12 protein-coding genes and 1 other annotated feature are annotated in these 11,690 nt (G+C 60.2%); of the genes, 11 read left to right on the top strand and 1 reads right to left on the bottom strand.

The annotated features are described in order from the left end of the window. Positions 1-20: 20 nt before the first annotated feature. The 7 genes from aroE to ACFQZG_RS21410 are packed head-to-tail and all read left to right on the top strand — an operon-like array spanning position 21 to position 4,467. Positions 21-860, top strand: coding sequence for a shikimate dehydrogenase (aroE, locus tag ACFQZG_RS21440; RefSeq protein WP_378156250.1), 840 nt, complete (start codon positions 21-23; stop codon positions 858-860). A gap of 26 nt (positions 861-886) precedes the next feature. Next, the gene (gene yhbY / locus ACFQZG_RS21435; RefSeq protein WP_378156248.1) at positions 887-1,180 is read left to right on the top strand and encodes a ribosome assembly RNA-binding protein YhbY; all 294 of its coding nucleotides are present in this window, start codon (positions 887-889) and stop codon (positions 1,178-1,180) included. A gap of 18 nt (positions 1,181-1,198) precedes the next feature. After that, positions 1,199-1,786 carry a nicotinate-nucleotide adenylyltransferase gene (locus tag ACFQZG_RS21430; protein ID WP_378156246.1) on the top strand — a complete coding sequence of 196 codons (588 nt, stop codon included), beginning with the start codon at positions 1,199-1,201 and terminating at the stop codon, positions 1,784-1,786. Then, positions 1,776-2,360 (top strand): bis(5'-nucleosyl)-tetraphosphatase (symmetrical) YqeK, encoded by a 585-nt coding sequence (gene yqeK, locus ACFQZG_RS21425; RefSeq protein WP_378156244.1) that lies wholly within the window; start codon positions 1,776-1,778, stop codon positions 2,358-2,360. The genes ACFQZG_RS21430 and yqeK overlap by 11 nt, the downstream gene beginning before the upstream one ends. Positions 2,361-2,379: 19 nt before the next feature. Continuing rightward, the gene (rsfS, locus tag ACFQZG_RS21420) at positions 2,380-2,724 is read left to right on the top strand and encodes a ribosome silencing factor (protein ID WP_378156242.1); all 345 of its coding nucleotides are present in this window, start codon (positions 2,380-2,382) and stop codon (positions 2,722-2,724) included. Next, positions 2,721-3,644: a CvfB family protein gene (locus ACFQZG_RS21415; protein ID WP_378156240.1), complete on the top strand. Its 924-nt coding sequence runs from the start codon at positions 2,721-2,723 to the stop codon at positions 3,642-3,644. The genes rsfS and ACFQZG_RS21415 overlap by 4 nt, the downstream gene beginning before the upstream one ends. A gap of 37 nt (positions 3,645-3,681) precedes the next feature. Next, positions 3,682-4,467 carry a class I SAM-dependent DNA methyltransferase gene (locus ACFQZG_RS21410; protein ID WP_378156238.1) on the top strand — a complete coding sequence of 262 codons (786 nt, stop codon included), beginning with the start codon at positions 3,682-3,684 and terminating at the stop codon, positions 4,465-4,467. A 68-nt stretch (positions 4,468-4,535) separates the two neighbouring features. On the opposite strand, the gene ACFQZG_RS21405 is transcribed toward ACFQZG_RS21410, so the two are convergent. Continuing rightward, positions 4,536-6,773: an MMPL family transporter gene (locus tag ACFQZG_RS21405; protein WP_378156519.1), complete on the bottom strand. Its 2,238-nt coding sequence runs from the start codon at positions 6,771-6,773 to the stop codon at positions 4,536-4,538. Between the two features lie 171 nt (positions 6,774-6,944). On the opposite strand from ACFQZG_RS21405, the gene ACFQZG_RS21400 reads away from it, so the two are divergent. From ACFQZG_RS21400 to ACFQZG_RS21385, 4 genes are all read left to right on the top strand, one after another. Further along, entirely contained in the window at positions 6,945-7,568 is a 624-nt protein-coding gene (locus ACFQZG_RS21400) for a TetR/AcrR family transcriptional regulator (RefSeq protein ID WP_378156236.1), read from the top strand. Between the two features lie 56 nt (positions 7,569-7,624). Then, positions 7,625-7,856 (top strand) — a binding site (T-box leader). Positions 7,857-7,907: 51 nt separating this feature from the next. Next, positions 7,908-10,343, top strand: a complete 2,436-nt coding sequence (leuS, locus tag ACFQZG_RS21395; RefSeq protein WP_378156234.1) for a leucine--tRNA ligase — start codon at positions 7,908-7,910, stop codon at positions 10,341-10,343. 115 nt (positions 10,344-10,458) lie between these two features. Continuing rightward, entirely contained in the window at positions 10,459-11,124 is a 666-nt protein-coding gene (locus ACFQZG_RS21390) for a hypothetical protein (protein ID WP_378156232.1), read from the top strand. A gap of 113 nt (positions 11,125-11,237) precedes the next feature. After that, on the top strand, positions 11,238-11,690 hold a 453-nt coding region (locus ACFQZG_RS21385), incomplete at its 3' end, for a hypothetical protein (RefSeq protein ID WP_378156230.1).

The raw sequence follows: 11,690 nt of genomic DNA, 5'->3' as shown, positions 1-11,690 counted from the left end.
TGGGGAGGAGCAATCGATAGATGGATAGCTACACGGTGCTGTACGGCGTGATCGGCGATCCGATCCGCCATTCGAAGTCTCCCGTCATGCTGAACCGCGCGTTCCGGGAGAAAGGCATCAACGGCGCGTACGCGGCGTTCCACGTCGCGCCGGGGCGGCTCGGCGAGGCGATCGCGGGCGTTCGGGCGCTCGGATTCCGCGGATTGAACGTGACGATTCCGCACAAGATTGAAGTGATGCAATATCTCGACGAGATTCATCCGGGAGCGCAAGCCGCGGGAGCGGTCAACACGATCGTGAACGATAACGGCCGGCTCGTCGGATATAATACGGACGGCATCGGCTACGTCCGCTCTCTGAAAGAAGAGGCGGAACCGAACTTGGCAGGCCGCAGCATCGTCGTCCTAGGCGCGGGCGGCGCGTCCCGCGGCATCCTATGGGCGCTTGCCCGAGAGAAGCCCGCCAAGCTCATTCTCGCGAACCGTACCGAACAGAAGGCGCAAGAGGTCGCCTCGGCGTTCGCTTCGGAATTCGAGATCGAGACCGTCCCATGGGCGGACTTGCGCGAAGCTTGCCGCGATGCGGACGTCGTCATCAATACGACTTCCGTCGGCATGTCTCCGAACACGGACGCCGTTCCGATCGATCCGACCTGGCTGAAGCCGGGCGCCGTCGCGAGCGATCTGATCTACAATCCGCTTACGACGAAGTTTCTGAAGGAAGCGGAAGCGCACGGCTGCCGCGCGCATGGCGGCCTCGGCATGTTCATCTACCAAGGCGCATATGCCTTTGAATACTGGACCGGGGAGACGGCTCCGGCCTTGGTCATGCGGGAAGCCGTCATGGCGTCGTTCTCTTAATCGAATCGAAGAAAGCAGGAAACTCCATGTTGACAGGCAAACAGAAACGCCATTTACGTTCGCTCGCGCACCATCTGAAACCGATTTTCCAAGTGGGCAAGGGCAGCACGAACGATCATCTCATCCGCCACATCGAGGAAGCGCTCGAAGTGCGCGAGCTCATTAAAGTATCCGTCTTGAACAATTGCCTCGACGATCCGAAGGCGATCGGCGAAGAGCTGGCGGAGCGCTCCGGCGCCGAGCTGGCGCAAGTGATCGGCAAGACGATCGTTCTATACAAGGAATCGCGCGAGAACAAGCAGATCGTATTGCCACGTTAAGACGAGAGGCGGAATCGCATGAGAAAAATCGGCCTCATGGGCGGCACGTTCGATCCGGTTCATATCGGTCATCTGCTCGCCGCGGAATCGGCCAGGGAAGCCGCCAAGCTGGACGAAGTCTGGTTCGTGCCGACTTCGATCCCGCCGCATAAGCCGCAGCCGGGTACCGGTACGAAGGCGCGTTGCGACATGCTGCAGGCGGCCATCACCGGCAATCCGGCGTTCCGGTTGGAGACGATCGAGCTGGAGCGCGAAGGCGCCTCCTACACGATCGATACCGTCATCGCGCTGCAGGCGCGGGATCCGGAGGCGCAGCTGTATTGGATCATCGGTTCCGACATGGTGAACGATCTGCCGAATTGGCGACGCATCGACGAGTTGCTGGAGCGTATTTCCTTCATCGGGCTGGAGAGGCCCGATCAACCGGCGGACGATACGCAGCTGCCGGCCTCCGTGAGGCGTCGACTGCTGAGGGCGGCGATGCCTCCGCTCGGCATCTCTTCGACGGATATCCGCCGCCGGCTCAAGGAAGGCAGATCGATCCGCTACCTCGTGCCGGAAGCGGTTCAAGATTATATCCGAAGGAATGAATTATATGGAACTTGAGCTGCTGAGGGAAGCGACGCGCGGACAGATGCCGGATAAAAGGTGGAGGCATACGCTCGGCGTCGTGGATACGGCGATCGAGCTCGCCGGCAGGTTCGGCGGCGACGTTCGCAAGGCGGAGCTCGCCGCGCTGCTGCACGACTACTCGAAGTCTTGGCAGACGAGCCGGATGGAGAAGGTCATTAGGGAAGAGCGGTTGCCGCCGGAGTTGCTCGAATACGACAAGGAACTATGGCACGCGCACGTCGGCGCCTGGGCGGTTCGGACGGAGCACGGCATCGCGGACGAAGAGGTGCTGGACGCGATTCGGTATCACACTTCCGGACGAGAGAGCATGACGCTTCTCGACAAGATCGTATGTCTGGCCGACTACATGGAACCGGGACGCGACTTTCCCGGCGTGGACCGGATTCGGGAGCTGGCGAAGACGAGTCTGGAGCAGGCGCTTATCGCGGGCTTCGATTCTACCATCGCGCTGCTGCTCGAGAGAGGTAGACGGATTTTTCCCCTTACGATTAGCGCGCGCAACGGTCTCATACTACAGGTAGAAGGCGACGATACATCAGGAAATTAACGTTAATGGAGGCTGAGACATGGCAGGAAACTCGGAAAATTTATTGAAATCGGTCATCGACGGGGCGGAGGAGAAAAAAGCGCACGATCTCGTCGCTCTGAACTTGCAAGGCATCTCGCTCGTCGCGGATTACTTCGTCATTTGCCATGGTAATTCGGACACGCAGGTGCAATCGATCGCCACGGAAATCCGCAAGCGCGCGGAGCTGAGCGGCGCCCGCGTACGTCTGGAAGGCATGGACACCGCGAGATGGGTGCTCGTCGACATGGGCGACGTCGTCGCTCACGTGTTCCATCGCGACGAACGCGAGTATTACCACTTGGAGCGTCTATGGTCGGACGCGAAGGCGGTTGAGCTCGCATGAGTCTCGTCGCCGGAACGCTGAGGACGCTGCGGGTTCTCCGGGAGGTGTCCCCGTACGGATGGTTTCTCGGCAGCGAGGACGACGGGGGAGAAGAAGTGCTGCTTCCTTACGGCGAATCGGTCGGCGCGAAGCATGAGCTCGGAGCGGAAGTCGAAGTTTTCTTGTTCCATGACGACAAGGAACGGATGACCGCCACGCTGCGGAAGCCTTACCTCGTCGTCGGGGAGATGGCGCGCGTCGAAGTGGCCGACTATCATCCCCGGTTCGGGTTTTTCCTCGAGATCGGCATCGGACGTCAGTTGCTCCTTCCGTTGAAGGAGCTTCCGGAAGGCCGCAGGGACGTGTGGCCGCAGAAGGGCGACGAAGTTCACGTCGTCATGAAGCACGACAAGGAAGGGCGCATGCTCGCCCGCCTCGCGAAGCTCGAGGATATCGAGCCTTACGTATTCCGCGCGCCGACGACCTGGAACAACGAGTGGAAGGAAGGCTGGGTCACGGACGTGTTCCGCGACGGCGTGTTCACGCTCGTGGACGGCGGCGTGCTCGGCTACGGCGCGCTCGGGTATATCCATAACTCTTCGATGGTCCATCCACTTCGCGTCGGGCAGAAGTTCAATGCCCGCGTGACGCAAGTGCGCGAAGACGGCAGAGTAAGCCTTAGCATTCGCGCCGCGAAAGAGACCGGCCGGGTGGAAGACGCGGATCGGCTGCTCGCGTTCCTGAAGGAGCGTCCGAACGGAGGTATGCCTTACTCGGACGAGACGAGCGCGGAAGATATCCAGCGCCGGTTCGGCCTGAGCAAGGGCGCGTTCAAGCGAGCACTCGGCAAGCTGATGAAGGAAGGACTCGTCACGCAGAAGGGCGCTTGGACGTACTTGGCTGGCAAGAGCGAAGAACCGCAACAGACGGACAACGCTTAATCATCCGATATTATGATCGAATAATGGAGAGACAGCTATGCGTTCTTATCGGCAATTCGCTTCCGTATACGATCGGTTGATGGAAGAAATGCCTTACGCGGAATGGATGAGCTTCGCCCGCAAATGTTGGCAGAAGCACGGCATGCCGAAGACGATCGTCGACTTGGGCTGCGGCACGGGCAACATGTCGATCCCGCTCGCGCGTTCGGGCTTCGCCGTATACGGCATCGATCTATCGGCGGAGATGCTGTCTATCGCCCGGAGTAAGTGGGACGAGCCGCGCCGCGGAAACGGCGATGATGAACCGGGCACGATTCGTTGGCTGCAGCAAGACATGCGGGATTGGGAGCTGCCGGAGCCGGTCGATGCGGTCATCAGCTTCTGCGACTGCTTGAATTACTTGACCGAGCCGGACGACGTCGTCGCGGCGCTGCGGCATACGTACGCGGGCTTGGCGCCGGGCGGGCTGTTCCTGTTCGACGTCCATGCGCCGATCACGTTCGAGCGCTACGCGGACGAGCAGCCCTTCGTGCTGGACGAGAAGGACGTCGCCTACTTATGGACGTGCGATTACGATCCGGATACCCGCACGATCGACCACGACTTGACGTTCTTCGTCCGCGACGAGAGCGTCGGCGGTTCGGAAGCGGTCTATCGCAGATTCGAAGAATCCCACTCCCAGCGCGCGTACGATCCCGAATGGATCGCCGAACAGCTTCGGACGGCGGGCTTCGAGCTGCTGCACCGTACCGCGGACTTCACGTGGGACGCGCCGAACGAGCAATCCGAGAGATTGTTCTACGTCGCCCGAAAGCCTGCTTAACGCGAAGTTGAGATTGCAAATAAGGCAACGATCCCATTACGGGTCGTTGCCTTTGTCGTATCATGCGCTTATTCGTTAACGGTGACGCGATTGTGTTCCGCCTTGATCGTCTTGCCCGGCTTGCCAGGCCAGAATGCGAGGTTGCCGAGCTTCATCGTAATGGCGGGCACGAGGAACGGCCGAACGACGAACGTATCGAGCAGCACGCCGATCGCGGTAATGAGGCCGAACTGCACGAGCACTTGGATCGGCAGCGTCGCGAGCACCGCGAACGTCCCGGCGAGGATGAGGCCCGCGGACGTAATGACGGCCCCCGTCTCGCCGACCCCTTCGCGAATCGCTTGGCCGAGCGGCATTTTCCCGCGCTTCTGCCAGATGCTAGAGATCATGAAGATGTTGTAGTCTTCGCCAAGCGCTACGAGGAAGACGAACGCGTACAGCGGAATCGAACCTTGGATCGCGTCCGCGCCGAAGCCGTAGTGCAGCACGATCCACCCGAGTCCGAGCGCCGAGAAGTAGGACAAGATGACGGTCAGCACCAGATAGACGGTCGCGACGACGGATCGGAGGTAAGCGAGCAGCAGCAGCGTAATGAGTCCGATGACGATCGGGATGATCAGCTTCGTGTCCCGGTCGCCTGTCGCCTTCGCATCGTGCTGCTCTGCGGTTTGTCCGCCGATCCAAGCGCGATCTTCAGAGTCCGCGATGCCTGCGTCGGCGAGCGCTTGCCGAGTCGCCTCGCGCAAGTCCGGAATGAGATCCATCGCTTCCAGCGCGTACGGATTCATCGCGAGCTCGACATCGTATTTCACGATTTTCGGATCGGCCGAACCGGCTTGCGGCTCGCTCACGCGGTCTACGTAAGGCAGAGCGGCTAGCTTCTCTTGAAGCGGCACGTCCTTGCCTTGAGTATCGACGATGACTTGGACGGGCGCCAACTCGCCGGGGGAGAACTTCTCCCCGATCAAGGCGAACCCTTCGCGAGAAGCCATATCTTTCGGGAAAGAAGACAGGATGTCGTACGTCACTTTGATCTGCGTCGCGAACGCCGCGAAGCCGCCGAGGAAGACGATGCAAACGGCGATGATGAGGCCCGGCTTGGCGACGACCGACCGTCCGGCCCAGTTGCGGGGCGCGCGCTCCGCCGAGGCGTCCGGAGCGGGCAAGCCGCGGCGTTTAGCTCGTTCGGCGCGCATCGTTGGCGTGCGAGGCACGAACGGGAAGAAGGAGGCGCGGCCGATGATGGCGAGCAACGCCGGCACTAGCGTCAGGCTGGCGATGCCCATGATCAGGATTGCGATGCTGAACGGCGCCGCGAAGCGCTGGTAGACGCCGTATTCCGCGACGAGCAGGGCGAGAAGCGACAGTACGACGGTCAGACCGCTCATCGCGATCGCTCCGGACGAGCCTGTGATAGCCGAGAGCAGCGCACGGCCTGCGTTGTCTTCCGTCTTCAGCAGCTGTCGGAACCGGGAGATGAGGAACAAGCAATAATCCGTTCCGGCGCCGAACAGCAGCACCGTCATGATGGACAGCGCTTGGGAATCGAAGACGATCCACCCTTCGGAAGCCATCCAGCCGAGCACCGGGTTAATGACGCCGTAGGCGAAGCCGACGGCGACGAGCGGGATGAGCGCCAGAATCGGCGAGCGATAGATGAGCAGGAGCAGCACGAGCACGAGCAGCACGGTGCCGATCAGCAGCGAGACGTCGGCGTTCTTGAACAAGCCGGTGGCGTCGATCTGGATGCCGACCGGGCCGGTGACGCGCACGCTCAGCTTGTCGGTGCCGCTCGTCGGCTCCGCGAACGGATCTTCGCCGAGCAGAGCGACGGTCTCCGCCTGTATATGCTCGACGCCTTCCTTCAACAGCTCGACGTCCGCCTGCTTGTCGAAGAGGACGGGAGCGACGAACGTGCTGCCGTCTTCGGATAGCTCGGCCTTCAGCGCTTCCGCGGGCAATTGATGCAGCGGCGGGATTGACGTTTGATGAGGCGCCGGAGCCGCGGCGAGCTGGGCGGACCAACGCTGAATGGCGCCGAGGTCGTCGTCCGTCAATCCTCCTTCGCGGTGCCAGACGTATAGCGCGGGAATGTCCGCGCCGCCGGCGAATTCGCGCTGCGCGATCGTCTCCGCTTGCACGGACGGCTTACTTGCGCTAAGGTTGGCCGCGTTGTTGTTCTCCTGGCTGCTCGCGCTCGGCAATAACGCGCTGAGCAAGGCTGCCGCGACGATCCAGACGAGTAGAGTTACCCATTTCGACTTCTTGCCTGCGACCCATTTAGCGATTCCGGCATTTTGATGCATGTACATTCGTCCTCTCCGCATTTTTAACGATGTAATCGTTGCTTGTTTGGGCTATAATGACGTTGACACCTAAATTATATATACCGGAAGGTTAATTATGCAACAGGAATTATACCGAAGGGTTAATTTTATCGCAAACATCATCGTTTCGACGAACGGGAGGACTGGGGAATGAATCCGACGGACGATTCATCCAGACGGGCGCCGGGAAGGCCGAGGCTGCAAGCCGGCGGGGTATCGATGCGGGAGACGGTGCTGGGCGCCGCGTCGAGGTTGTTCATGGAGCTCGGATACGAGCCGGTATCGATTAATATGATCGCGGAGCATGCGGGCGTCACGAAGGCGTCGGTGTACTATTATTTCGAAAATAAAGCCGAGCTGTTCACGACGTCCGTCATCGAGATGTTCGTGCGCGTACGGATGCGCACGATGGCGATTCTCGAAGACGAAGGCGATCTAAGAGCGCGGCTGTCGAAGCTTGCCCGCACGAAGCTGTCTCGCACGCATACGGATTTCGAGAGCATGATGAAGGAAGCCGTGCCCTTCTTGACGGAAGAGCAGCTGCAGAGCATCCGGAAAGCGGAGCACGGCATTCACGAAGGGCTCGCGGAGGCGTTCCGGGCCGAGATGGACAAGGGCGAGCTCGCGCCGGGCGATCCGATGATGCTCTCCCATGCGTTCTCCGCGCTGCTCATGCTGGGCAACCGGGAACGGTTCGGCGAGCGCAAGCCGTCCGTCGAGGAACTGGCGGAAGGGGTCGTCGAGCTGTTCTGGAACGGGGCGGCAAGGCGTTAGGCGGGCGCCCGGCCCGGCTTGACATCGATCGTTCCGATTCGCTATAATCATGGCATACTTTGGCTGAGATAAGGAATAGTAATCGCGCGCGCGTTACCCAGAGAACCGGCGGAAGGTGCAAGCCGGCTAACGCGGACGATGAACTCGCCTTGGAGCCTTCGGATCGAGCGGCGATGCCGGGTAGATCGGACGTGAACCTCGCGTTAAGAGGAACGAGTGGACGGATGCCCAAGCAGGGCCGCCGTCAACTAGGGTGGTACCACGGGAATTGATCCTCTCGTCCCTAGCGATAACGCTAGAGACGCGGGGTTTTTTTAATTTGGAGAGGGGTAACAAGTTATGACGCAAGAGAATCAGCAGGGCTACCGTCCGCTTACGATCGAGCCCAAGTGGCAGCAATATTGGGACGCGAACAAGACGTTCCGCACGACCGAGGAAGCGGACAAACCGAAATTTTACGCGCTGGATATGTTCCCGTATCCGTCCGGGGCGGGGCTGCACGTCGGCCACCCGGAAGGCTACACGGCTACCGATATCGTCAGCCGCTACAAGCGGATGAAAGGCTTCAACGTCCTCCATCCAATGGGGTGGGACGCGTTCGGGTTGCCTGCCGAGCAGTACGCCCTGCAGACCGGACGCCATCCGCGCGAGATCACGGTGGAGAACATCAACAACTTCCGCCGCCAGATCAAGTCGCTCGGCTTCTCGTACGACTGGGACCGCGAGTTCAGCACGACGGATCCGGATTACTACAAGTGGACGCAGTGGATTTTCATTCAATTGTACAAAAAAGGGTTGGCCTACGTCGCCGAAGTACCGGTCAACTGGTGTCCGGCGCTGGGCACGGTGTTGGCGAACGAGGAAGTCATCGACGGCTTGAGCGAGCGCGGCAACCACCCGGTCATCCGCAAGCCGATGCGCCAATGGATGCTGAAGATTACGGAATACGCCGAGCGGTTGCTGGAGGACTTGGAAGAGCTTGATTGGTCCGAGAGCATCAAGGACATGCAGCGTAACTGGATCGGCAAGTCGACGGGCGCGGAAGTGAACTTCGCGATCGAGGGCCATGACGCGGCGCTTACTGTATTCACGACGCGTCCGGACACGCTGTTCGGCGCGACGTACTGCGTATTGGCTCCGGAGCATGAGTTGGTGGGCGTTATCGCGTCCGCGGAGCAAAAGTCGGCTGTAGACGCGTATGTCGATGCGGCTGCTCGCAAGAGCGACCTGGAGCGCACGGATCTGGCCAAAGACAAGAGCGGCGTATTTACGGGCGCGTACGCGATCAATCCGGTGAACGGCGCGAAGGTGCCGATCTGGATCGCGGACTACGTGCTCGGCGGTTACGGCACGGGCGCGATCATGGCCGTACCGGGTCACGACGAGCGCGACTGGGAATTCGCGAGGAAGTTCGGACTGCCGATCGTCGAGGTCGTCGCGGGCGGCAACGTCGAAGAAGCGGCGTATACGGGCGACGGCGCTCTGGTGAATTCGGACTTTTTGAACGGGAAGAACACGGCGGACGCGATTGCCGCGATGATCGCTCATCTGGAGCAAGCGGGCAAGGGCAAAGGCAAAATCACGTACCGTCTGCGCGACTGGCTGTTCAGCCGCCAGCGTTATTGGGGCGAGCCGATCCCGGTCATCCACTGGGAAGACGGCACGATGACGACGGTCGAAGAGTCGGAGCTGCCATTGCTGCTGCCTGACGTCGACGCGATCGAGCCGTCTGGCACGGGCGAATCGCCTCTCGCGAACGTCGAGGACTGGTTGAACGTCGTTCATCCGGTAACGGGACTGAAGGGCCGCCGCGAGACGAACACGATGCCGCAATGGGCCGGCAGCTGCTGGTACTACTTGCGGTTCATCGATCCGAAGAACGCGGACGCGATCTGTTCGCCGGAGAAGCAAGCGGAATGGCTGCCGGTCGACCTGTACATCGGCGGCGCGGAGCACGCGGTTCTTCACTTGCTGTACGCGCGTTTCTGGCATAAGGTTCTGTACGATATCGGCGTCGTGAACACGAAAGAGCCGTTCCATAAGCTCGTGAACCAAGGCATGATACTCGGCACGAACAACGAGAAGATGTCTAAGTCCCGCGGCAACGTCATCAACCCGGACGAGATCGTCGGGGAATTCGGGGCCGATACATTGCGCATGTACGAGATGTTCATGGGCCCGCTCGAAGCGACGAAGCCATGGAACACGAACGGCGTGGAAGGCGTGTACCGCTTCCTCGCGCGCGTCTGGCGGTTGTTCGTCGACGACAACGGCAATCTGAACGAGAAGATCAAGGACGTTCCGGGAGAGGAATCGTTCCGCCGCACGTGGCACAAGAGCCTCAAGAAAGTCGGCGAAGACTACGAGGCGCTTCGATTCAACACGGCGATCAGCCAGATGATGATTTTCGTCAACGACGCGTACAAGGCCGAAGCACTGCCTGCGGAAGCGATGAGACACTTCGTGCAGATGCTGTCGCCGATCGCGCCGCACATCGCCGAAGAGCTGTGGGAGAAGCTCGGCGGCGAAGGCTCCGTGTCTTACGCGCCATGGCCGGCGTACGACGTCTCGCTCGTCGTGGACGCGGAAGTCGAGATCGTCGTCCAAGTGAACGGCAAGATCGCCGACCGCGTCAGCATCGCCGCCGATCTCGACGAGTCGGGCATGCAGGCGATCGCGATGGACCTCGAGAAGGTGCAGGCGCTCATCGCAGGCAAAACCGTCCGCAAAGTCGTCGCGGTGAAGGGCAAGCTCGTCAATATCGTGGCTAATTAAGCGGAGATCGGATAATCGAATAACGCAAGCGACTGCGTGAAGCACACGCCGTTTGTCCCGGATTCGGGGCAGGCGGCGTTTTTATTTTGGCTTCGGCCGAAGAGGAGGGTACGCGATGACGGTCGAGGAGACGATCGACGGGTTCGTGGAGGAACAACGAGCAGGCGCGCGAGGACAGAGAAAGGAGCTGCTGGAAGGGGATTTGACGGGGACAAGGAAGTTGTTGGAGGTGGTGTTGGCCGTGCTTGGGTCTTTTGACGGGATCATACTTGAATACGAAGTACGCGGCGCGAACGGGGAACGCAACTTCATCGACGCTTTCTATGAACCGCTTGCGATTGCGTTCGAATGCGAAGGGTTCGTCCCGCACGCGGAGACGATCACGCGCCGTCGGTTCGCTTACGAGCGCCGTCGGGTTCGGAAGCTGGCCGGGTACAAGTTCGTGTACTACCCGTTCAGTAAAGACGAGCTCGACAAGGAGCCGGAGATGTGCCGACAGGACCTGCGCGAGTTTCTCGGCGTGCACGGCGGCGTCGCGGGTAGCCGAGCCATGGAGGAGCTATCGGTATACGAACGGGAGGTGCTGAGATACGGGTTGCTGCTGATGCGGCCGTTTCGGTTGGAGGATGTGAAGTATTGTTTGGGTCTGGGCGAAGACGGTGCAAGGCGGATTGTACGCGATCTGATGGTAAAGAAATTAATAATGCCTTTGAAGGAAGGTAAACTACGGAATCACGCCTATGTTGTGCTGCCGCTTGGACGAGACTATATTCTCCGCTAATCTCTCTCTCGGTGGGTAATAGGCGGGAAAAGTCGGGTTACTGGGAACCATTCGGCGCTCAGGCGGGCAATAGTCGGGAAAAGCCGGGTTACAGGAGAAGAAACGTCGCACCGGTGAGCAACAGGCGGGAAAAGTCGGGTTACAGGAGAAGAAACGGCGCTCAGGCGGGCAATAGGCGGGAAAAGTCGGGTTACTGGAGAAGAAACGTCGCTCAGGCGGGCAATAGGCGGGAAAAGTCGGGTTACAGGAGTAGAAACGTCGCTCAGGCGGGCAATAGGCGGGAAAAGTCGGGTTACTGGAGAAGAAACGTCGCACCGGTGAGCAATAGGCGGGAAAAGTCGGGTTACTGGGAATCAATCGGCGCTCAGGCGGGCAATAGGCGGGAAAAGTCGGGTTACAGGAGAAGAAACGGCGTTCCGGTGAGCAATAGGCGGGAAAAGTTGGGTTACTGGAGAAGAAACGGCGTTCCGGTGAGCAATAGGCGGGAAAAGTCGGGTTACAGGAGAAGAAACGACGCTCCGGTGAGCAATAGGCGGGAAAAGTCGGGTTACTGGAGAAGAAACGAC

Source organism: Cohnella sp. GCM10027633 (assembly GCF_042675445.1).
GTDB lineage: Bacteria > Bacillota > Bacilli > Paenibacillales > Paenibacillaceae > Cohnella.
Note: the sequence above shows the minus strand (reverse complement) of the source record. Positions and strands in the feature narration are given on the sequence as shown.